Here is a 23,163-nt window from a genome sequence, read left to right as displayed (position 1 = left end):
TTGCACCAATGACTTAGAGGAAAGCCATTGGTTGACCGAGGATTTAGTATTTATTATGAATCTGTTTTGTATTAAGAGTTTAAGATGTACTCAGCGATTTTATCGCCCATCTCAGACGTCGAAAGTGCTGGGTTGTCACCAGCAAGGTCACCCGTTAGCTCACCCGCTGATAGTGCTTTTGAAACGGCCGTTTCGATGTCTTGTGCCGCCGTTTCTTCACCTAGGCTGTAACGCAGCATCAGTGCAGCAGATAGGATTTGTGCCACTGGGTTAGCGATGTTCTTACCTGCGATATCTGGCGCACTGCCGCCTGCTGGCTCGTACAGACCGAATTTGCTTTCGTTTAGGCTCGCTGATGGCAACATACCCATAGAGCCAGTGATCATCGCGCACTCATCAGAAATGATGTCGCCGAAGATGTTTGAACATAGCATTACGTCGAACTGTGCTGGGTCTTTGATAAGCTGCATGGTTGCGTTATCAATGTACATGTGTGACAGCTCAACATCTGGGTAGTCTTTTGCGATTTCTTCGACCACTTCACGCCATAGGATTGAGCTTTGTAGAACGTTCGCTTTGTCGATTGAGCACACTTTCTTGCGACGTAGACGAGCAGACTCAAAAGCGATTTTTGCAATACGTTCGATTTCGTAGCGGTGGTACACCTCAGTGTCGAACGCTTTCTCTGTTGGACCTTCACCTTCACGACCTTTTGGTTGGCCGAAGTAGATGCCGCCCGTCAGTTCACGGACAACAACGATATCAAAACCACGACCGGAGATGTCTGCACGTAGTGGTGAGAAAGCTTCAAGACCTGAGTGGATTTGCGCTGGGCGTAGGTTACAGAACAGTTGGAAGTGTTTACGTAGCGGCAGTAGGGCACCGCGCTCAGGTTGGTCGTTTGGTGGTAAGTGTTCCCACTTAGGGCCGCCAACTGAGCCGAATAGGACTGCATCAGACTCTTCACACGCTTTCACGGTGCTTTCTGGAAGTGGGCAACCGTGATTATCAATCGCAATGCCGCCCACATCGTGCTCGTCACGCTCAAACGCAATGCCGTGTTTCTTTTCGATTGCATCTAGCACCTTGTGTGCTTGCGCCATTACTTCTGGGCCGATGCCGTCGCCTGGTAAAACGGCAATTTTGTATGATTTGTCTGTCATGGTAATCCTTTAATTTTTCTAAATTTTTGAGTTTGTCTAAAACGAATTTGGTTGGAGCCTGAGTTGTGAGGCTCAAGCTCCAATGAATTAATCATTAAACCGTCGCAATTCTCTTTTGCTTCATCTCTTCAATCTTATCGGCACGATGAATGCTGTTGATAACGTGTAATAGCGCTTGGCCAGATGCTTCTACGATATCGGTAGAAACACCGGTACCGTGGTACTTACGACCTTTGTAGTTAGCGATGATGTCTGCTTGACCAAGACCATCTTCACCTTCGCCTTTTGCCGTTAGGTCGAACTTGTCTAGGACGATCTCGTAACCTGTCACGCGGTAGATACATTGGTATAGCGCATCAACTGGACCATTACCGACGGCAGCTTCACACATTTCTTCATCGCCACATTGCATTTTGACGCTGGTGGTTGCCATTACGCTGCCAGATTGCACGCTTAGGTAGTTCAACTTGTAGAAATCGTCTTCTTCGCGCAAGTTCGAGAAGTGCATTAGCGCTTCTAGATCGTAGTCGAACACCTGACCTTTACGGTCAGCAAGCTTCAAGAAGTCTTCGTACAACGCATCTAGGTTGTACTCTTCTTCTTTGTAGCCCATCGCGTCCATGTGGCTCTTAACCGCAGCACGGCCACTGCGACTGGTTAGGTTCAATGCTTGGTTCTTAAGGCCAATCGACTCAGGCGTCATGATCTCGTAAGTGTTTTTGTTCTTTAGCATGCCATCTTGGTGAATACCGGAAGAGTGGCTGAATGCGTTAGCACCAACGATTGCTTTGTTGCTCTGGATTGGCATGTTGCATAGTTGACTCACCAACTTACTGGTTCGGTGGATTTCGTCGTGTTTTAGACCCGTATGCACACCCATGAATTCTTGGCGCGTTTTTAGGATCATCGCGATTTCTTCAAGAGAACAGTTACCCGCACGCTCACCGATACCGTTGATGGTGCCTTCTACTTGGCGAGCACCCGCTTGAACAGCGGCGATAGAGTTAGCAACCGACATGCCCAAGTCATCGTGACAGTGAACAGAGATGATCGCTTTGTCGATGTTTGGTACACGGTTGAATAGAGTTTCAATGATGCCACCAAACTCACTTGGTACAGTGTAGCCAACGGTGTCTGGAATGTTGATGGTGCTTGCGCCAGCATCGATGGCTGCTTCAACCATGCGGCACAGGTTGTCGATTGGCGTACGACCTGCGTCTTCGCAAGAAAACTCAACGTCATCGGTGTAGTTACGCGCATGTTTTACGGCTTTTACGCCCATTTCTACAACATCGTCGTAGCTACGGCGTAGTTTGTCTTGAACGTGAACAGTCGAAGTTGAGATGAAAGTGTGGATTCGAAATGCGTCCGCGACTTTTAGCGCTTCAGCAGCAGCATCGATATCTTTCGCAACGGCACGCGAAAGGGCACAAACTCGGCTGTTTTTGATGTGTTTTGCAATGGTTTGTACGGATTCGAAATCACCTGGAGAAGAAACAGGAAAGCCCGCTTCGATAACATCAACGCCTAGCCTTTCCAGCGCATAGGCAATCTGCAGTTTTTCTTTAACCGTCAAGCTTGCTGACAACGCTTGTTCGCCATCACGCAATGTGGTGTCGAATATAATGACCTGATCGTTCATGTTTGCTTCCTTCATGATTTCTGCACTTTTCGCGCAATTTAATCGTTTACTTCCGGTATTTAGATATAAAAAAACCCGCATTTGCATGCGGGTTTCTTAGAAATTGGTGTGGTTATTTTTCTTCCACAGCCTACCCGCGCGAATTGGTCACGATCAGGAGGAGGCTAAGCAGGATAGAAAAACGTGCTGACATAGTTGTTAAGCATTCCACAAAATTAAGTTAACAAATTAGTACCGCACTCAATGGAACACGTCAACCCTAAAGTCCATTTTTTATTCATATCGGATGAGTGGATTTCTGTTAATGGCTTTTAGGAGGACTCAGACGTTGGCGGTTATTCGCAGCGTGAATCGTTTTTATTTTGCTCAGAGGGTGCGACTTTTCAGTCTCATAATAGCTTTAAATGCAGGTGTTTATTGCGCTTTGATACTAAGTGTAACAGTTTGTTTTTAATCTGATTAATTGTTTTTTGTTTCTTTGTTCTTTTCGAGCAAGTTCTTAATATTAGTTTTGTGAATGCCTTACGGTACATTAAGAGAAGGATTTAAAATGGAGGGCATATTAGTCAAGGAAGGTGAGTTATGTTCTATAAATCTCGGGTTGCACTGGCGATCAGTAGTACTTTGGTTTTGTCAGCCTGTGGTGGTGAAGACTCTAATCAACCAACGGTTACCGACAATGTGTTAACCGTTAAGGTGATTGATGGTTACATTCAAAGTGCGCAAGTATGGTTAGAAAGAAAAGACAGCGTTAACTACATTTTGGAAGATGGAGAAGTGAGTGGTACCACCGACGAAACTGGTACGGTATTTCTGGATCTCACACATATTGATGACATTAACAACTACCAACTCATTTCCTTCGCAGAAGCTGGGATTGCGATCGATTTGGATCATGGTAAGCCGATAGCTAAAGATCTGCTTATGACAGCTTATCAAGGCCGTGTTGTGACTCCTTTAACAACATTGGTTGAAGCTAAAGTGCGTATGGGATTGGCCAGTGCCAGCGAAGTCGATGCCTATCAGCAAGCAGTAAGCGAGGTTGCACAAGCTCTTGGGGTAAGTGAAGCTGCGGTGGTGGCTGACTATGTAGCTTCTCAAACTGAAGAAGCGAAGAAGGTGAAAAAAAGCGCCGTCTCTTTAGTCGCTTCTGGCGCAATGCCTGCTTCTGTTCAAGAGCTTGAACAAGCTCAAAACATCATCTCAGACTCAGAGCAAGTGAACCTCTTGGTTGAGAACGCGGCTGATGATCATATCGTAATTAAAGATCCTGAAACGGACGAGCTGACGCTGGTTTCTACTCATGACAGCGATGGCGATCTTGTCATTGATGCGCTTGATGCTTTTCCCAATGATAATACTGAATGGTATGACAGCGACGGTGACAAAGTAGGGGATAACCAAGACCTTTTCCCTCTCGACCCAAATGAGAACAAAGACACGGATAAAGATATGGTTGGTGACAATGCTGATGCCTTCCCTAACGATCCTTTAGAAACAAAAGACAGTGATAAAGATGGTGTCGGTGATAACAGTGATGTCTTCCCAACTGATGCATCCGAATCTAAAGACAGTGACAAGGATGGCGTTGGTGACAATAGCGATGCTTTTCCAAATGATCCATCAGAATCTAAAGACAGCGACAAAGATGGCGTTGGCGATAACAGTGATGCCTTCCCAAATGATGCTTTAGAGTTTAAAGACAGTGACAAAGATGGTGTTGGTGACAACAGTGATGTCTTCCCAAGTGATGCCTCTGAGTCGAAAGATAGCGACAAAGATGGTGTTGGCGATAACAGTGATGTCTTCCCAAGTGATGTCACAGAGTCTAAAGACAGCGACAAAGATGGCGTTGGTGATAACAGCGATGCATTCCCAAGCGATGGCACAGAGTCTAAAGACAGTGACAAGGATGGTGTTGGTGACAATAGCGATGCTTTTCCAAATGATGCATCAGAATCTAAAGACAGCGATCAAGATGGTGTTGGTGACAATGCCGATGCATTGCCAAATGACCCAACAGAAACGCTTGATACCGATGGGGATGGCATCGGTAACAATGCAGACAACGATGATGATGGCGATGGTTACTTAGATAGTGAAGACAACCAGCCTCTCGAAGCTCTAAATGTACCGAATACTTTAGCGCAGTGTATTGCCTCTTTGCCGGAAGGCCAGTTTGCAACAGTGGCTGTTGATGAAAGGCGAGATAGTAAGCTTTATGCTATTGAGCGTGAAATGATAAGCGGTGATATCCAACAGTTTTCTCGAGCAGAAGTCTTACTCGGTCAGCAATCTGGACTACCTAATGGATTGCTATCGGATCGAACTTTCCATGTTACCCAAGCGACTCTTGACTTTGGTGGGGCCGTTAGAGAATGGAGTCCGATTGCGGAGTTAGAGTATACCGATGTCGAAAGCGGTATACATTATGGTTTCCATGAAGCTTATTATCGTTGGTGGGGCTTTGTCCCGACGATTCAACAAGCTCATGACGTGGTACTTGATATCCCATTTGTTGTTGACTATGTGCGTATTAATAAATGGAACCCTAGTGCAGAATCACCAACCTTTAACCAAGATGCCAGTGCTCTGTTCTATAAAGGAAAAGACATTTTAAGTGTGGATGCTAATCTCATTGAAGTTTGTGTTTCTGGATATGAGGGCAATTATGCTCTTGTGAATAATGATGGAGATGATGAACCTGCGGCAGTCTATGTCTCGGAAGCAACGACTAATTACACCGCTAGCCAAGATCTGGTGGTGAAAAGTGAGCGCTCATACATGGAATATGCAGATGAGGCCAAAGTGACGCCTGTTTGGGGGTGGACGAACTACACCAAACAATTGGAAGGCTTCATTATCAATAATCAAGCCTATGGTAAAGACCCTGTGCTCTCAAGAATTCCTGAAGGCGAATTTGCTACTTTTGAACAATGTTTAGCGTCGCTGGAGCAAGGAGAGTATGTTGCTGAAGTTGGAGATGTTAATACTTATCGAATGCTGCGCTCTCGTTTCAATGAATTTGATGAGTATGTGGAACAGGAAGCGAATTACGAGTGGCACCTATTAGTGAATGAAAACTATCAGTGGAATGACATGAATGTTCGTCTGGAGCAACTGTTTGCGATTTTACTCGATAGTACCGCCTGGTTTAAAGAGCACTACCATCGTGGTCAAAACGGAGATTGGCTGGGCGTAGAAGGGTATGAGCCGAATAGTGATGTTGATATTAAATGGGGTTCTCGAACGACTAAGCAACTAGCGTGGAGCGAAAATGCTTATTATCGAATTCCTAATGTTACGTACAGTCAATTCTCAATCCATGATCCTTCCACTCAGTATGGCAGCGATAGTGATGACGACCAGCTCGTTGATTGGCGCACTGGTAACGTGATGTACAGCCAAACCTACGCGGGCAAGAAAACGATTAATTACGATGTGGACGGCCAGCAATATCAGGCTGAGGTATGCCAGCAGTTTAGCTACAGTACTTCGGAGTACTTTGATGAAGCAGGAACAAAGCTCAACGATATGACGGAATGGCAGCGACAAATCGATAGTTATGATAGCAAAGGTATTGTCCAAAGAGAGAGAAGCAACAATACTTGGTCTACGGAGGTTTGGAACCGAACTTCAACCAACCATTAACGAGTCGAAAAGCGGTTACTTTGGTAGCCGCTTTTTTTGCACACTTATTAGTGCGTGGAAAATTGTACTCGAGCAAGTCTTAATCATGAGAAGAGTAATAGAGAGAGAAGTTTTATACCGCACGCTTTGCGAGCTATCACACAAAGGGGTTAATTGATTAGCCTAATTCCATTAGAGCGTTTTATAGTAGAGCGGTTGCATGGATGGATTTTACAAGCAAATAGGTTGAGGATTGATGGATTTCGCGAAACAACTCGGACGTTCGACACTGGCGATAGCGGTACTTTCTCTGTCTGGCTGTCAGCTGCTTCAGCTTGGATCGGCTGAAGCAACGGCTTCTTCTGTGATGAGAAATGATCATGCCCAAAGTGTCATGGTGATTAATCATCAAATGGATCAGTATTTAAGTGAAGATGGGCGCGAGTCCTTTTTAAATCAAATGCTGGTGGCATTGGAATCAGATAACCGCGATAAGTTTAAAGGTAAAGACCCGGACACTTACACATGGTGGAAGATTCGTGTTCAGCCAAATCAATGGAAAGAGGCTGAAGTCAGCCGTCCCGTCGTTGAGGGTGTGGACACATCAAAAACGTTAGAGTTTATGGATGTCTCTTATCGTTCGAAAACCACACTTAACTTGCGATCTAATCCTAGCTTAGATGGAGAGAAGTTGGGGGAGCTAACAAAAGGTGAAGTGTTTAACGCGATTGCCAAAGTGGAAGGAGAACCTTGGTTGTTGGTTGAACAAAAAGGCCTGATCAGAGGTTATGTCCATAAAGACTATGCTCGCAGCAATGTCGTGAATCGCGATATTCTTTCTATCAAACCTAACCCTCTGTTAAGTGACGAAACTTCATCGGTAGATAAGCCAAAAGATAACGAGTTGTTCGGTAGTTACACCTGTCGTGATCTCAGTTACGAACTGACCAAAAATGGCAATATCACCACAGGCTCGCTTCGAGCCTGTCGCAAGCAGAGAAAAATCTGGTATATCGATGCGCCAGCTGAGAGCTCGGATCGATCGTAATTCGCAACGCCTATCATTTTGAATCTTCAGTGATACCAATATTGTGTCACTGAAGCCTATGCCTCTTCAGGCTTTTCCCCTCTCTCTCTGAAACATCATTTGTCATCAATTGTCCAAATTCTCGTCATGTAGCTGTCACTTTCAGCACCTACTTTTCATACAAAGGTATTGTCAAAGTAAAGGGAAGTAACATGCGAGCTTTAGAGACAATTTCACAGCCAATCGCCACTATCGCTAAGTTCGATTTGGCGTTTTCTAGTGTGTGCTTACAGCACCGTTTTAATCAGCAGGTCGCCAACATCAGTAAAGGGGTCTCACACAGCGGAGATGGGCACCTTTATGTTGTACTTGGTTTGTTAGCCTGGTTTTTAGATCAACAGCAAGGGCTGTGGTTTTTACTCGCTGGTCTGATTGCATTTGCTATCGAGCTCCCGATTTATTGGACGTTAAAGAACAGCTTTAAACGACGTCGGCCCGAAGAACTGAGCGCAATGCTTCCTGCTTTTATTACCCCTTCAGATCGCTACAGCTTACCTTCTGGACACACGGCTGCTGGTTTTGTGATGGCGACCATCATCAATCATTTTTACCCAGAGCTTGGAACTTTCGCCTTTGTGTGGGCGAGCTTAATTGGCACGTCGCGCGTTTTGCTCGGGGTGCATTTTTTCACTGACATCATCATTGGCGCTTTGTTAGGCGGCCTTTGTGGTTCTATTGCTTTGGCCATAGTAGGAGGCTAATGAATGAAAATCCTGTACGGTGTTCAAGGAACGGGAAATGGTCACATTGCTCGAGCGAGAGCGATGAGTGAGGCATTTAAAGCGCATGAAGTTCAGGTTGATTTTCTATTTTCAGGTCGTGAGCCAGAGAAATATTTCTCGATGGAAGCGTTCGGTGATTATCAGACGTGTCGAGGTTTTACTTTTATCACAGAGAAAGGCTCGGTAAATTACGCCAAAACGGTATTGAGCAACAATCTGATTCAGTTTTTCAAAGAAGTTCAGCAACTGGATTTGTCTCGCTATGACTTGGTTATCAATGATTTTGAGCCCGTTTCAGCTTGGGCGGCTCGTAAGCAAAACAAACCATGCATTGGCATCAGTCACCAAAATGCGTTCCGTTATCCAGTACCACTGAAAGGCGCGAGTTGGTTCGATAAGTCTGTCATTGAGCATTTCGCTCCTTCGCAGCATCATTTAGGGTTGCATTGGTATCATTTCGACCAACCGATATTACCTCCGATTGTGCATACGTTAGAAAACACCATGGATAACGACGACTTTGTTTTAGTGTATTTGCCATTCGAATCGATAGAAGACATCAGTGATTTGCTGTTTCATTTTAACCAACAGACGTTTGTTTGCTATCACCCTAACGTGATTGAGTGTGAGCGGATTGAGAATATCGAGCTGAGACCGCTGTGCCACACCAACTTCCAGCATCACCTTCAACGTTGCAGTGGTGTGATTGCCAATGGTGGGTTTGAATTGCCATCGGAGGCGTTGTCATTGGGCAAAAAACTTTTGCTCAAGCCACTCGCTGGACAATTTGAACAGCAGAGCAATGTTGCAACGTTAGAAGATCTTGGTCTAGCTACATCGATGGAGAGTCTGGATATTTCAATTGTTCGTCAGTGGTTGAAAGAGCAGCAAGCTGAAAGCGTTAAATACCCAGACGTAGCGAAAGCCATCGCATCATGGGTCTTGCAAGGTGCGTGGGACACACCAGAGAAGCTCTCTGAAGAGCTGTGGGAGCAAGTTGATTTTCCTAGCTACGTCTCCAATATATAACCCATTCATTTGTCTTTTCAATAACAGCAGTTTCTTTGCGAAGCTGCTGAATTTTTATGCCCTCAATATCATTTCTATTCACTGTGATTTTGCTGCCTCTTTAACTGATTTGTGCACTTTGTGAACCAAAGTATTGACGCTGGTTTTTGAAGTTAACTGCAAAGAATAAGTTGGGCAAATGAGTTGTGTGAGCCTTGTAGAATGTCATTAACGTGCTAAATAGGTTGTCAGAAATCTCTGATTTAGTCGTTTTATACTTTTTTATGTTTTTCTCAAGGTTATGATAATTAAAGGTTAAATACCTAATTGGCTAAAATTTAATGATTAAATATCAATCTAGTTGCGAAACCTTGATTGATTAGTTGATAGTACAGTTCAAGCCGGAAATATCCGGACGATAAATATAATACAAATTCGGTGTTCTATTCCTGAAAATGATCTGAATCCAGCCACGGTTGTTTGTGCGCACAGAGATTCTATTCGTTAAGAATTCATTGAACCAAATTGACGATTACAAAGAGGCGCACTCAATGTTAGATAAAAAAGACGCGATGAGCGCAATTGCTAGCTACCGTATGGAAAGCACATTGCGTGGTGTAGATTTAAACCTATTGACCGTATTTGATGCTGTGATGCAAGAGCAAAACATTACTCGTGCAGCGCACAACCTAGGCATGTCACAACCAGCAGTAAGTAATGCGGTTGCACGTCTAAAAGTGATGTTCAACGATGAGCTATTTATGCGTCAGGGTCGCGGTATTCAGCCGACTCAACGTGCTCGTCAACTGTTTGGTCCAATCCGCCAAGCACTGCAACTTATCCGTAATGAACTACCAAGCTCAGTATTCCAGCCAGAGTCTTCAACTCGTCTATTTAAGCTAGCGATTTGTAGCCCATGTGACATGCGTTTTGCACCTCGCATTATGGCGAACGTCAACGAGCAAGCGCCAAGCGTACAGCTTCACCTAGATGCGGAATTTGATCGTCTTCTATCTGAACGCATGCGCTACCAAGAAATCGACTTCGTAATCGACTACGCACGTTTCGATGACCAAGGTTTCTCAAGCACTGAAATCTTCAAAGATGAGTTAGTTGTGATTGCATCTAAGACGCACCCTCGTATTCAAGGTGGCGTATCCGCTGAGCAACTGATCAACGAAAAACACGCGAAACTTTCACGTGTACATGGTCAACGTAGTTTCTCTGAGCAAGCGTACCGTGAGCTTGACTGCCAAGCTGCGTACGAAGGTTCAAGCCTAAGCAACCTGCTATACGTAGTAAGCCAATCTGAACTTGTTACGATTGCACCACGTTGGATGGCTGAAAACGCAGTAAACAGCGATCAACTACAAATCCTAGATTTCCCGTTTGAAAACAAAGAAATCAGCGGTTACCTAAGCTGGCATGAATCAAGCGAGAAAGACAAAGGCCACATCTGGCTACGCGACCAGCTAATGATCACTTGTGGTGAAGTGGTTGCGCTTAAACAAGCTTAATTTATCGTCTGACTAACTGGTCAGACTGGATTTGTAATCATCAATTTTTACAATTCCTTGGCCCCGAGAGTACTCTGTCTCTCGGGGTCTTTTTATTTCTGCTAATTAATAACCGAAACAGCGACTTAAGTTGATTAAACCTTCAACAGTTAAAGACTTGCTATGCTCTCATTAGTGATAGTGCTCTCTTAATAATGATAAGTTTGATAATGGTCAGTTGCGTTTTTAGGCGTCGAGGTTACACTTGTGCGCTCAAATAGCTTACGCCTGTAAGCCAAAAGGTAATGTAGAGAATGGCCAAGTTAGATTTTCATATCGTTAAACGTATTCGTGAACAAATTGCGAAGGGTGGTACTCGTGTTGCACTCAAACATAAAGTGGGTGATGCATGGCAGGGTATTACTTGGGAGCAGTTTGGGCAGCAAGTAGATGCTTTGTCACTTGCACTTTTGGCTCAAGGATTGGGCGTTCAAGATAAGATCGGTATCTTCTCGAACAATATGCCGCAATGGACCATCGCTGATTTTGCAGCGCTGCAATTGCGTGGCGTAACTGTACCTATCTACCCAACCAACACAGCAGCGCAGTCTGCTTACATCATCGACAATGCAGACGTAAAAGTACTGTTTGTCGGTGAGCAGCCTCAATTTGACGCAGCCGTCAGCATCTTTGGCGAATGTCAGCAGCTAGAACTGATTGTCGCGATGTCGAATGACATTGAACTTGGCGAACACACGTTTGCAATGACGTGGGATGATTTCATCGCTAAAGGTGACGATAGTCATCAGAGCGAATTAACTTCTCGTTTAGAGCAGGCGCAAGAAGAAGATCTTCTTACATTGATTTATACCTCTGGTACCACGGGACAGCCAAAAGGTGTAATGTTGGATTACGCTAACATTTCGGCTCAGCTTGAAGGCCATGATGAGCGTTTAAGTTTAACGGAAGATGATGTGTCTTTGTGTTTCCTTCCGCTATCACATGTATTTGAGCGAGCTTGGACGTTCTATGTGCTCTACAAAGGCGCGACTAACTGCTACCTACAAGACACCATGCAAGTGCGTGATGCACTAAGCGAAGTGCGTCCTACCGTTATGAGTGCGGTACCTCGTTTCTATGAGAAAATTTTCTCTGCTATCCATGAGAAAGTATCCCGTGCTCCAATCCACCGTAAAGTGATGTTCACGTGGGCAGTTAACATGGGCGCGAAGATGGCGGCATGTCATCAAGAAAATCGCAAGCCATCGTTGATGCTGCGTAAGTCATACGCTCTGGCGGATAAACTGGTTCTGAGTAAGCTACGCGCATTGCTGGGTGGCCGTATCAACTTCATGCCATGTGGCGGTGCGAAGTTGGATGAGACGATTGGTCGCTTCTTTCACGCAATCGGTATCAACGTAAAGCTTGGCTACGGCATGACAGAAACGACAGCAACAGTTTCTTGCTGGGATGACCAATGCTTTAGTCCTGACTCTATCGGTATGGCAATGCCTGGCGCACAAGTTAAGATCGGTGAAAACAACGAGATCTTAGTGCGTGGTCCAATGGTGATGCGTGGTTACTACAAAATGCCAGAAGAAACCGAGAAGACTTTCGACGAACATGGTTTCTTGAAAACGGGCGATGCAGGTTACATTGATGAAAATGGCAACTTGTTCATTACTGACCGTATTAAAGAGCTGATGAAGACCTCAAATGGTAAGTACATTGCGCCTCAGGTTGTTGAAGGTGCGATCGGTAAAGACCACTTTATTGAGCAGATTGCTGTGATTGCCGATACACGTAAGTTTGTATCTGCGCTGATCGTACCGTGTTACGACTCGCTAGAAGAGTACGCAAAAGAACTGAACATCAAATATCACGACCGCGTTGAGTTGATCAAACACCACCAAGTGGTAGAAATGTTAGAGAAGCGCGTCAACGACCTACAAAAAGAGCTAGCGAAGTTTGAGCAAGTTAAGAAATTCAAACTGTTACCAAAAGCTTTCTCGATGGATGAAGGTGAATTAACACCGACTCAGAAATTGCGTCGTAAAGTGATTAACGATAAATACCAAGATGAAATTGAAGAAATGTACAACGAAAAGTCAGATAAAAAGTAACTTAAGCTGACTTAGATTTCAGATTGATGAAAAAATCCCCAGCTGGCTTGATTATGCCGTTGGGGATTTTTTTGTGCCCGTATTTCACACTTATTAATCCCCTTCTTGAAGGAGAAATTGTTCTTTTTGGTGATTTTTGGTGAAATTATTCACTTTATTTCTTCCTTTAGCATGGTCTTGATTCTAATTTGTGCTTATTGGTTAGTGCCTAATCCTAGTTTTGTTCTGATTTATAGCATCTTGTTTAAATTTTGACTCAACTCTCATTAGACCCGTTGATAATAAAACGTTACATTTGTTGTGTTACCTTGCGTTTTGTTATGACAAGCGCAGGACATAGCTGAAAAAGTGGAAGTATTTCTATTAGGCTACGAATAAGACCTAGACTATGTAAAACCAGCCCAATCCGTTGGCCTTACGGAGAGGAAAACTGGTAAGGAGAGCAATTATGACAGCAATGTTGTCAGGCGCAGAGATGGTAGTGCAATCTCTGATCGAAGAGAGCGTAGAGCAAATCTTTGGTTACCCTGGTGGATCCGTTCTGGATATCTACGATGCACTGCACGCAAAAACCGACCAAATTAAACACGTATTAGTACGACACGAGCAAGCTGCGACTCACATGGCCGATGGTTATGCTCGCGCAACCGGTAAGCCGGGCGTAGTGCTAGTATGTTCGGGTCCTGGTGCAACCAATACCATCACGGGTATTGCTACAGCGTACATGGACTCGATCCCAATGATCGTTATTTCAGGTAACGTGCCGAATAATCTTATCGGTAACGACGCCTTCCAAGAGTGTGACATTGTGGGTGTATCTCGCCCTGTCGTAAAACACAGCTTCTTGGTAAAAAAGGCAGAAGACATTCCTGAGACGATCAAAAAAGCGTTTTATATCTCGACAACTGGCCGACCTGGTCCGGTTGTGATTGATTTGCCGAAGGATATTTTGAATCCGCAAATCAAGCTTCCTTACGAGTATCCTGAAAACATCTCGATGCGTTCGTACAAACCAACGACCTCAGGCCATAAGGGCCAGATCAAAAAAGCGCTTAAAGCTCTAGTAGAGGCGAAGAAACCGGTTCTTTATATTGGTGGCGGTGCGGTGATTTCCGGTGCGCATGAGCACATTCAAACCTTATCCGATGAATTGAATCTGCCTGTTGTTAGCACTCTGATGGGTTTAGGTGCCTTTCCAGGAACGCATAAGAACTCGTTGGGAATGTTAGGTATGCACGGTACTTATGAAGCCAATATGGCGATGCATGAAGCCGACTTAATCTTTGGTATTGGTGTGCGCTTCGATGATCGTACGACGAATAACTTAGAAAAGTACTGTCCTAACGCGAAGATCATGCACATTGATATTGACCCGTCTTCGATTTCGAAAAACGTCAAAGTGGATCTTCCTATCGTAGGTTCTGCCGATAAGGTGCTCGCGACCATGGTTGGCTTGCTGAATGAGCAAAACAGCAGTAATGATACGCAAGCCATCGCTAAGTGGTGGGAAGACATCCAAGTATGGCGTGAGCGTGATTGCCTAGCATATGAGACCTCTCCGGAACGCATTAAACCGCAACAAGTAATTGAAACGCTGCACAAGCTCACCAATGGTGATGCTTACGTGGCATCGGATGTAGGTCAGCACCAAATGTTTGCCGCGTTGTACTACCCATTTAATAAGCCGCGTCGTTGGATAAACTCTGGCGGTCTTGGCACGATGGGCTTCGGCTTGCCTGCTGGTATGGGTGTGAAATTCGCGATGCCAGAAGAAGAAGTGGTGGTTGTCACTGGTGATGGCAGTATCCAGATGAACATTCAAGAATTGTCGACGGCAATGCAATACGACATTCCAGTGAAGATCATCAACCTAAATAACCGATTCTTAGGCATGGTAAAACAATGGCAAGACATTATTTACCAAGGTCGTCACTCTAACTCGTACATGAGTTCTGTTCCTGATTTTGCTGCAATTGCAGAAGCTTATGGCCACGTCGGTATCCGTATTGAAACGCCAGATCAACTTGAAGCGGGTCTACAAAAAGCGTTGGATATGAAAGATCGTTTGGTGTTTGTCGACATCAACGTAGATGAAACCGAGCACGTATACCCAATGCAGATTAAAGGCGAGGGTATGGACAAAATGTGGCTAAGCAAAACGGAGAGAACGTAATATGAGACACATTATTTCTTTGTTAATGGAAAACCAACCTGGTGCATTGTCTCGCGTTGTCGGTCTGTTTTCTCAGCGTGGTTACAACATTGAATCGTTGAACGTATCTCCAACCGATGATGAAACCTTGTCGCGTTTGAACATCACGACCAACTCTGATGAGATGCAATTAGAGCAGATTCAGAAACAACTGCATAAGCTTATTGATGTGCTTAAAGTTCAAGAGGTGACAGAGTTTGAACACATTGAGCGTGAGCTGATGATGGTGAAAGTGAAAGCGAGCGGCTTTGCGAGAGCAGAAGTGAAACGCACGGCTGACATCTTCCGTGGGCAGATTGTTGATGTGACCGCTTCTCAATACACCGTTCAGTTGGCGGGAACCAGTGAGAAGTTGGATGCGTTCATTCAAGCTATTTCAGAAGTGACTGAAGTGGTAGAGGTAGCACGAAGTGGTGTGGTTGGGGTTGCTCGCGGAGAGCGCTGTCTTAAGCCGTAATAACTGAAACCTTCTATCCAAGTCATTGGGTATTTGTGATAAGCCATCGTGAAATCGATGGCTTTTTGTTTAGAAAATAACAACTGATGATATAATTGATGGTTTCGTAAACAAAATGGGCAGTAGTACGCGTGAAAGTCAGAAGGTTAGTCGGCTCTTTGTTGGCGACAACGCTATTTTTTAGCGCGTTAATCTCTACCTATTATTATCAAAAATACCAAAGCTTGTTGGCTAATAATGTAGAAAATACGGCCAAGGAAGCACTTCATCAATTGGCCTATTCTGAACGTGAATACAATAACGTTCAGGACCAAATATCCTCCATTAGCGACCTGCTCGGTCACAGTCAAAGTCTTTATGATTATTTACGACACCCTAATCCCAAAAATTTAGCGATTCTAGAAGAGGTGTGGAGTTCAGTTGCGGTGAACCAAAAGTGGTACACGCAGATCCGCTTTTTAAACCTTGCTGGTCGAGAGAATGTTCGTATTAATTACGACTTCAAAACTCGTACTGCGGCTCCTGCTCGTAAGCTTCAAGACAAGTCCGAACGAGAATATTTTCTTTATGCGCAAAACCTTAAAGACGATCAAATTGGGTCTTGGGGTATTGAATTAGAAAAAGAAAATGGTGACTTGATTCATCCATATCGACCATCAGTTCGAATCATGATGCCTGTCGCGATGAATGGGGTACGAGAAGGGTACTTGGTATTAAATATCGACGTTCAATACCTTTCCTCCCGATTGAACTATTCACCGGTTCGAGATTTCAACATCGAACTGATTAACCAGCCCGGTTTTTATGTCGCGAGCTTACACAGTGATAAATTGTATGGCGATATCATTCCAGATCGTGATCGCTTTAATTTTGGCCTAATGCACCCAGACATTTGGCAAAATATGGGCTCAGAAAAAATGGGTTTTGGGTATGACGGTAAACACCTCATTGCGTTCAACACCATTGAGTTTGTCCCTGGTGAACCATTGCATCTGATCATCGATCTTTCTCAAGAACAACTGCTTGAACGAGCAGAAAGAGATATTGATGACTTAGCCCAAGAAGCCTTATTTGTCCTCAGTTTGATGCTGGTGTTCGCTTTGCCGATTACCACGTTGGCACTCCATTACCGCCGGCATAGTATCGAATCCAAGTTGGCACGTGCCGCGTTGGATGGCATGACCGCTGTGATGATTTCAGACACCTCACATCGCATCATGATGGTGAACCAAGAGTTTGAGAACATGATGGGCTACTCATCAAATCGATTGCGAGGCTGGAACGCTCATAATCTGATTTTCTTGCCGGAAGACATTGAAAACATCCTTTCGATTTGGAGTAAGTTGGGTGTGGAACATGTTTGGGAGGGGGAAGTTCGTTGTCGAACGAAGCTCAACCATGTATTTACTGCCATCATGCGTATCCAAGCTATCATGGCCAAATCAGGAAAAGTCAGTTACTACATTACGTCGTTGGTGGATATTTCTGAACGAAAATTGTTGGAAGAAAAATTACGTAACTTGAGTGAAAAAGACGGTTTAACCAGTCTTTGGAACCGTAGGAAGTTTGAAGAACAATTGACGCAGCATGCCAATATGTTTGAGCGTTATCCTGATACCCCCACAACTTGTTTGGCGTTGTTTGATATCGACCACTTTAAGCGCATCAATGATGAACTCGGTCATGATGAGGGTGACAAAGTGATTCTTAGTGTCGCGGAGACGTTACAAGAAGGCGTTAGAAATACCGATTTTGTCGCCCGTGTTGGTGGTGAAGAGTTTGCGGTGATCATGCCTCATACTTCGACACAAGAGGCGGAAGTTGTATTGAACCGATTGCGAGTTGCGGTAGAACAGAATTCAGAACACTCGGTGACGGTGAGTGTCGGCTACAGTGATTTAACCGCGGATCGCACTCGCACTTATAAGTGTGCTGATATTGCTTTGTATGAATCGAAAAGTGCAGGGCGTAATCGAGTCTCGATTCGCCACAGCTTTGATGATATAGCGTAACCTACGTCGCTTTGAAGGCGAATACAAAAAAATCGGGTACTTCCCGATTTTTTTATGGCTAGACTTTGTGCGATTTAAGCGGTTTCAATCGCCAATTCAATACGCTCCATTGAGCTTAGCAAGTGCTTATCAAGTAAGTCCATAGCTTCTTCGCTGTTCTTCGCAAGTACCAACTTCATGATCATCTCATGCTCATCAATGTTGAACAGTACATCCTTTTCTGAGCTTAATGTTTGCATTGCGAAGTAACGGTAACGCTTGATTTGATTGATCAGGTCACTGAAGAAGTCAAACATGTTCTTAGAGTCTGCCCCTTCCAATAGAGAAATATGGAATTGATGGTGGCGTTCTTCCCACTCTTTCCAGCAGAAAGTTTCATCGAAGTTCAGGCGAGACAATTTGTGGTATGACGTTAATACATCCAGTTCCCAGCTCTCATCACCCGCTAAAATCGCCTTCTTAAGCAGAACAGAAGAAACAACACGAAGGCTTTCGTAAAGGTCATTCAGCTCCTTTTTACAGACTGGGGCAACCCAACAGCCTTTTTGCGGTTCAAGCTTTACATACTTGCTCCAAGACAGTTGTACAAGTGCTTCGCGAATAGGTGATGCACCTACGTTGTACTTCACTTTCAGATCAGCAACTACAAGCTTTTGACTTGGTTTGAGTTCACCAGTCAGGATGTCCTGACAGATCATTTTTGCAACTTTATCGGTAAGGGTAGGACTGGACACAAGCAACCTCATGAAATTTTTATTATCGTAACGACAACTAAACAGTACGTAGTTCGGTTGTGATTGATAATACAGCGTACTGATTATGAGGGCAAGATTAAATATATAAAAAAAGAGGGCCGAAGCCCTCTTTTTTATTTAACTGATGATTGAATTCTTCAGTCTTATAGAACGTGTACAGAAGCTGTGTTCGTTGTGCCTGAAGCTACTAGAGCACCAGAAACCATAACAACGATGTCGCCTTTGCTGCCGAATTCAGCTTCAAGAGCGTATTCTTTACCCATTTTGTAGAAAGCATCTGTGCTGTCGATAGACTCAACAAGAACTGGACGAACACCTTTAGTAAGAACAAGCTGAGCAGCTGTCTTTTGGTTAGTTGTCAGTGCAATGATGTTTGCAGTTGGGAAGTATTTACGTACTGAACGTGCAGATTTACCGCCTTCAGTTGCAACGATGATTAGAGGAGCTGCTAGTTTTTCTGCTGTGTCTACTGCGCCTTTACATACAGCTTCAGTAATGCGAAGACGTGGGCTGTCTAGACGAGAACCTAGTTCAGCTTTAAGAGCAGAATCAGTACGGTTCGCGATTTGAGCCATGATAGTAACAGCTTCAACTGGGTACTTACCTTTAGCAGTTTCACCAGAAAGCATTACTGCGTCAGTACCGTCCATGATTGCGTTCGCAACGTCACCCGCTTCTGCACGAGTTGGACGTGGGTTGTTGATCATAGAATCAAGCATTTGAGTTGCAGTGATAACCATCTTACGTGCACGGTTACACTTCTCGATCATCATTTTCTGAGCGAAGATTACTTCTTCAGCTGGGATTTCAACACCTAGGTCACCACGAGCAACCATGATACCGTCAGAAAGCTCTAGGATTTCGTCGAAGTTATCTACACCTTCTTGGTTCTCGATCTTAGAGATGATGTGGATATCGTTGCCGCCGTTTGCGTCTAGGATCTCACGGATTTCTTTAACGTCAGATGCTTTACGGATGAAAGAAGCAGCTACGAAATCAACGCCTTGCTCACAACCAAATTTAAGGTCAGCTTTGTCTTTCTCAGAAAGAGCTGGAAGTTGAACAGAAACGCCAGGAAGGTTAACACCTTTGTTTTCGCCTAGTGCGCCGTTGTTAAGAACTTTACACTTAACTTCTGTTTCAGTCGTAGAGATAACTTCCATTTCAATTAGGCCGTCATCTACTAGGATTGTGTTACCAGCGTTTAGGTCTGCTGCGAAACCAGCGTAAGTTACCGCTACAGTCTCTTTGTTACCAACAACTGAAGTATCAGTTGTGAAAGTGAATTCTTGACCCGCTACTAGATCTACGTCGTTACCGCCTTCTAGCTTGATAGTGCGGATTTCTGGGCCTTTAGTATCAAGAAGGATAGCAAGTTGCTTACCTACTTTGTCCATTACTTCGCGGAAGTTCGCAATACGAGTGCCGTGCTCTGCGAAATCACCGTGAGAGAAGTTAAGACGCATAACGTTCATGCCTGCGTTTACTAGTTCAGTTAGCTTCTCTACAGATTCAGTTTTAGGGCCAATCGTACATACGATTTTGGTCTTTTTCATGGAAGATACTCTCCGGTAAGTATAGTTACAATTTGAAAGTCGGTTATTTAGTCTGAAGTTAGGCGCTTTTGATGGCATTTAGTGCCTGCCATTCACCGATTTTCCGCCTCATTATTAGAACTTCAGATTCTGAAAGTCTTTCACCAAGTTTAGTCATTTTATGACTAAAAGAACGGCGATTTTGGTTACCTTTTTGTGACTAATCCCACTTTATATGCAGAAAGTTGCAAAAAAATAACCGTCAATTCTGTAATTTTTTTTCTTTTCGGTGGCGAATTCTACCACCGAATGAATCCAATATCACTGTTTAAGAATTGTCTTAGGACAAGGTTTTAACGAGAAATATTAATTTTTTGGATCGAAATAAATGGACTTAAAAGTTTCGATTTGACTATAATAACTTTCAAGTCGAAACTTAAAATCAAAACCTAAATGTCGAAACGAAACACTCAATTAAGAAGACACGCCATTTCTAACCTAGTAAATGAGCTTGGGGAAGTCAGCGTTGATGAGCTGGCACAAAAATTTGAAACCTCAGAGGTCACGATTAGAAAGGACTTAGCTTCTTTAGAGAAAAACGGACAACTTTTGCGCCGTTACGGTGGCGCCATTGCGATTCCAACGGAAGTTATCCATGAAGAAATGAGTCCAAATGTTTCGAGTCGAAAGTTAAGTCTGGCAAAAGCAGCGGCATCACTGATCCGAGAACATAACCGAATTGTGATCGACAGTGGCAGTACAACGGCTGCGCTGATTCAGCAATTAAATGATAAACGAGGCTTGGTTGTCATGACCAACTCGTTGCACGTCGCCAATGCACTTAACGAATTAGAGAGCGAACCAACCTTGTTAATGACAGGCGGAACTTGGGATACGCACTCAGAATCCTTTCAAGGCAAAGTAGCCGAATCTGTATTACGTGCTTACGACTTCGACCAGTTATTTATTGGTGCTGATGGTATCGATTTAGAGCGCGGAACTACCACGTTTAATGAGTTAATTGGCTTAAGTAAAGTCATGGCAGAAGTGTCTCGTGAAGTCATTGTCATGATTGAGTCTGAGAAAGTGGGACGTAAGATCCCGAACTTAGAACTCGCTTGGGACCAAATTAATGTGTTGGTTACCGATGCAGAGTTACAACCAGAACACAAAGTACAGATTGAACAACATGGCGTTAAGGTTATTTGCGCCTAATCTTATGATGTAATCAGTTTCATATTTCACTTCCCTCAGGATAAAGGCCTTTGCTTGCTGCCTCTATTTGAAATCATGGCCAGGGAAGAACAAAACTACAAACGGAGATAAACACATGTGTGGAATCGTAGGTGCAGTAGCACAACGAGATGTTGCAGAAATTTTAGTTGAAGGCCTACGCCGCTTGGAATACCGCGGTTACGACTCTGCGGGCGTTGCGATTGTTGATGGTGAGACAAATTTAACGCGTATTCGTCGTCTAGGTAAGGTACAAGAACTGGCAGATGCAGTAGACGAAGCGAAAGTGATCGGTGGTACTGGTATTGCGCACACTCGTTGGGCAACACACGGTGAACCTTCAGAAGTGAACGCACACCCACACATGTCTGGTGACATCGCAGTGGTACACAATGGCATCATCGAAAACCATGAAGAGCTACGTGAACTGCTTCAATCTCGTGGTTACGTATTTGAATCTCAAACGGATACTGAAGTTATCGCTCACATGGTTGAGTGGGAGCTTCGCACTTCAGAAACGCTACTAGAAGCGGTACAGAAGACAGCAAAACAATTGGATGGCGCATACGGCACGGTAGCGTTGGATCGTAAAGACCCTTCACGCATCGTAGTGGCACGTTCAGGCAGTCCAATCGTCATTGGTTTTGGTGTGGGTGAAAACTTCCTTGCTTCTGACCAACTTGCGCTCCTTAACGTAACACGCCGTTTCATGTACCTAGAAGAAGGTGACGTAGCTGAGATCACTCGTCGTGACGTGACTGTATTTGATGCAACAGGTGGGCGCGTAGAACGCGAAATCACAGAATCAAACGCTGAACACGATGCGGGTGATAAAGGTCAATACCGTCACTTCATGCAGAAAGAAATTTACGAGCAACCAACTGCGCTGATCAACACAATGGAAGGTCGTATCACGGCTGATTCTGTTGTCACAGAGGCAATCGGTGTTAACGCGGCAGAAATCCTAAGCAAAGTTGAGCACGTACAGATCGTTGCATGTGGTACGTCTTACAACGCAGGTATGACCGCGCGTTACTGGTTCGAAGACATTGCAGGTGTAAGCTGTGACGTAGAAATCGCTTCTGAATTCCGTTACCGCAAGTTTGTAACGCGTCCAAACAGCCTATTGATCACGCTTTCTCAATCTGGTGAGACGGCAGATACGCTAGCAGCTCTTCGCCTAGCAAAAGAGAAAGGTTACATGGCGGCAATGACCATCTGTAACGTAGCGGGTTCTTCTTTGGTTCGTGAATCTGACTTTGCATTTATGACCCGTGCAGGCGTGGAAATTGGTGTGGCATCAACTAAAGCGTTTACGACTCAGCTTTCAGCGCTACTGATGCTGGTGACAGCGCTTGGTAAGCAACAAAACCGCATCAGCAAAGAGAAAGAAAAAGAGATCGTTGAAGCACTTCACGCTCTACCGAAGCAAATCAAAGCAGCGCTGTCTTTCGAAAAAGAAATCGAAGCACTAGCACCAGACTTTGCAGATAAGCACCACACTCTATTCCTAGGTCGTGGTGAGTTCTACCCAATCGCGATGGAAGCGTCTCTAAAACTGAAAGAGATCTCTTACATTCACGCAGAAGCGTACGCAGCAGGTGAGCTGAAACACGGCCCTCTAGCGCTAATTGATGCTGACATGCCAGTTGTGGTTGTTGCACCAAGTAACGATCTTCTAGAGAAACTGAAATCAAACGTTGAAGAAGTGCGTGCTCGCGGTGGTTTGCTTTACGTATTTGCAGATGAAGACGCTGGCTTTGAAGGCGATGAGACGATGAAAATCATCAAGATGCCACACGTAAGCGAAATCACAGCAGCAATCTACTACACGATTCCAATGCAGTTGCTTTCTTACTACGTTGCACTGATCAAAGGTACGGACGTAGACCAACCTCGTAACTTAGCGAAGGCGGTAACGGTAGAGTAACTAATACAAGGTGTGATTAAGATTACACTTGTTTATGTTGTGCTATGTAAGTAGCCAGAACCTAAAGCGAAGTCACATGACTTCGCTTTTTTTATGTCTGTAGACACGGTTATGATGCGCAATACGTTGACATTCACTTGTTTACTTTCTGACACGTT

The 23,163-nt window shown here is 44.4% G+C and carries 15 protein-coding genes; 11 read left to right on the top strand and 4 right to left on the bottom strand.

Translation table 11 applies throughout. The features are described from left to right. Positions 1-71 precede the first annotated feature (71 nt). Complete coding sequence (gene leuB / locus L1076_RS19585) at positions 72-1,163, bottom strand: 3-isopropylmalate dehydrogenase (protein ID WP_005430431.1); 1,092 nt, start codon at positions 1,161-1,163, stop codon at positions 72-74. A 94-nt stretch (positions 1,164-1,257) separates the two neighbouring features. Beyond that, positions 1,258-2,805, bottom strand: coding sequence for a 2-isopropylmalate synthase (gene leuA / locus L1076_RS19580; protein ID WP_010445640.1), 1,548 nt, complete (start codon positions 2,803-2,805; stop codon positions 1,258-1,260). A gap of 582 nt (positions 2,806-3,387) precedes the next feature. Here leuA and L1076_RS19575 point away from each other — a divergent pair. From L1076_RS19575 to L1076_RS19535, 9 genes are all read left to right on the top strand, one after another. Then, complete coding sequence (locus tag L1076_RS19575; RefSeq protein WP_237304310.1) at positions 3,388-6,456, top strand: thrombospondin type 3 repeat-containing protein; 3,069 nt, start codon at positions 3,388-3,390, stop codon at positions 6,454-6,456. A gap of 235 nt (positions 6,457-6,691) precedes the next feature. Beyond that, entirely contained in the window at positions 6,692-7,483 is a 792-nt protein-coding gene (locus L1076_RS19570; protein ID WP_237304309.1) for an SH3 domain-containing protein, read from the top strand. Positions 7,484-7,674: 191 nt separating this feature from the next. After that, positions 7,675-8,223, top strand: coding sequence for a phosphatase PAP2 family protein (locus L1076_RS19565; RefSeq protein ID WP_237304308.1), 549 nt, complete (start codon positions 7,675-7,677; stop codon positions 8,221-8,223). A gap of 3 nt (positions 8,224-8,226) precedes the next feature. Continuing rightward, positions 8,227-9,273 carry an MJ1255/VC2487 family glycosyltransferase gene (locus L1076_RS19560; protein ID WP_042599775.1) on the top strand — a complete coding sequence of 349 codons (1,047 nt, stop codon included), beginning with the start codon at positions 8,227-8,229 and terminating at the stop codon, positions 9,271-9,273. A gap of 530 nt (positions 9,274-9,803) precedes the next feature. Then, positions 9,804-10,769: a LysR family transcriptional regulator CalR gene (gene calR / locus L1076_RS19555; protein ID WP_038866143.1), complete on the top strand. Its 966-nt coding sequence runs from the start codon at positions 9,804-9,806 to the stop codon at positions 10,767-10,769. 293 nt (positions 10,770-11,062) lie between these two features. Continuing rightward, positions 11,063-12,871 (top strand): long-chain fatty acid--CoA ligase, encoded by a 1,809-nt coding sequence (locus L1076_RS19550; protein WP_038878299.1) that lies wholly within the window; start codon positions 11,063-11,065, stop codon positions 12,869-12,871. A gap of 448 nt (positions 12,872-13,319) precedes the next feature. Beyond that, positions 13,320-15,044 carry an acetolactate synthase 3 large subunit gene (locus L1076_RS19545; protein WP_038866146.1) on the top strand — a complete coding sequence of 575 codons (1,725 nt, stop codon included), beginning with the start codon at positions 13,320-13,322 and terminating at the stop codon, positions 15,042-15,044. A gap of 1 nt (position 15,045) precedes the next feature. After that, positions 15,046-15,540: an acetolactate synthase small subunit gene (gene ilvN, locus L1076_RS19540; RefSeq protein ID WP_009843336.1), complete on the top strand. Its 495-nt coding sequence runs from the start codon at positions 15,046-15,048 to the stop codon at positions 15,538-15,540. A gap of 131 nt (positions 15,541-15,671) precedes the next feature. Then, complete coding sequence (locus tag L1076_RS19535) at positions 15,672-17,552, top strand: diguanylate cyclase (RefSeq protein ID WP_237304307.1); 1,881 nt, start codon at positions 15,672-15,674, stop codon at positions 17,550-17,552. A gap of 74 nt (positions 17,553-17,626) precedes the next feature. Here L1076_RS19535 and L1076_RS19530 read toward each other — a convergent pair whose 3' ends face one another. Then, positions 17,627-18,298 carry a GntR family transcriptional regulator gene (locus L1076_RS19530; protein WP_081094899.1) on the bottom strand — a complete coding sequence of 224 codons (672 nt, stop codon included), beginning with the start codon at positions 18,296-18,298 and terminating at the stop codon, positions 17,627-17,629. 152 nt (positions 18,299-18,450) lie between these two features. After that, positions 18,451-19,863: a pyruvate kinase PykF gene (pykF, locus tag L1076_RS19525; protein ID WP_038866152.1), complete on the bottom strand. Its 1,413-nt coding sequence runs from the start codon at positions 19,861-19,863 to the stop codon at positions 18,451-18,453. Between the two features lie 432 nt (positions 19,864-20,295). Here pykF and L1076_RS19520 point away from each other — a divergent pair, with 432 nt between their 5' ends. Next, positions 20,296-21,057 carry a DeoR family transcriptional regulator gene (locus tag L1076_RS19520; RefSeq protein ID WP_038866154.1) on the top strand — a complete coding sequence of 254 codons (762 nt, stop codon included), beginning with the start codon at positions 20,296-20,298 and terminating at the stop codon, positions 21,055-21,057. Positions 21,058-21,172: 115 nt separating this feature from the next. Further along, positions 21,173-23,005 (top strand): glutamine--fructose-6-phosphate transaminase (isomerizing), encoded by a 1,833-nt coding sequence (gene glmS, locus L1076_RS19515; protein WP_237304306.1) that lies wholly within the window; start codon positions 21,173-21,175, stop codon positions 23,003-23,005. The last annotated feature ends 158 nt before the right edge of the window (positions 23,006-23,163 follow it).

It is taken from the genome of Vibrio sp. MMG023, assembly GCF_021654215.1.
GTDB lineage: Bacteria > Pseudomonadota > Gammaproteobacteria > Enterobacterales > Vibrionaceae > Vibrio > Vibrio jasicida.
The sequence above is the reverse complement of the archived record's forward strand: the minus strand, read 5'-3'. Positions and strand labels throughout refer to the sequence as shown.

What these genes read in the sequence shown, in the direction of transcription:
- L1076_RS19520 (WP_038866154.1), top strand. Translation starts at nt 20,296, where the DNA reads ATGTCGAAACGAAACACTCAATTAAGAAGACACGCCATTTCTAACCTA.
- L1076_RS19565 (WP_237304308.1), top strand. Translation starts at nt 7,675, where the DNA reads ATGCGAGCTTTAGAGACAATTTCACAGCCAATCGCCACTATCGCTAAG.
- L1076_RS19550 (WP_038878299.1), top strand. Translation starts at nt 11,063, where the DNA reads ATGGCCAAGTTAGATTTTCATATCGTTAAACGTATTCGTGAACAAATT.
- L1076_RS19570 (WP_237304309.1), top strand. Translation starts at nt 6,692, where the DNA reads ATGGATTTCGCGAAACAACTCGGACGTTCGACACTGGCGATAGCGGTA.
- pykF (WP_038866152.1), bottom strand. Translation starts at nt 19,863, where the DNA reads ATGAAAAAGACCAAAATCGTATGTACGATTGGCCCTAAAACTGAATCT.
- glmS (WP_237304306.1), top strand. Translation starts at nt 21,173, where the DNA reads ATGTGTGGAATCGTAGGTGCAGTAGCACAACGAGATGTTGCAGAAATT.
- ilvN (WP_009843336.1), top strand. Translation starts at nt 15,046, where the DNA reads ATGAGACACATTATTTCTTTGTTAATGGAAAACCAACCTGGTGCATTG.
- calR (WP_038866143.1), top strand. Translation starts at nt 9,804, where the DNA reads ATGTTAGATAAAAAAGACGCGATGAGCGCAATTGCTAGCTACCGTATG.
- L1076_RS19560 (WP_042599775.1), top strand. Translation starts at nt 8,227, where the DNA reads ATGAAAATCCTGTACGGTGTTCAAGGAACGGGAAATGGTCACATTGCT.
- leuB (WP_005430431.1), bottom strand. Translation starts at nt 1,163, where the DNA reads ATGACAGACAAATCATACAAAATTGCCGTTTTACCAGGCGACGGCATC.
- L1076_RS19575 (WP_237304310.1), top strand. Translation starts at nt 3,388, where the DNA reads ATGTTCTATAAATCTCGGGTTGCACTGGCGATCAGTAGTACTTTGGTT.
- L1076_RS19545 (WP_038866146.1), top strand. Translation starts at nt 13,320, where the DNA reads ATGACAGCAATGTTGTCAGGCGCAGAGATGGTAGTGCAATCTCTGATC.
- L1076_RS19530 (WP_081094899.1), bottom strand. Translation starts at nt 18,298, where the DNA reads ATGAGGTTGCTTGTGTCCAGTCCTACCCTTACCGATAAAGTTGCAAAA.
- leuA (WP_010445640.1), bottom strand. Translation starts at nt 2,805, where the DNA reads ATGAACGATCAGGTCATTATATTCGACACCACATTGCGTGATGGCGAA.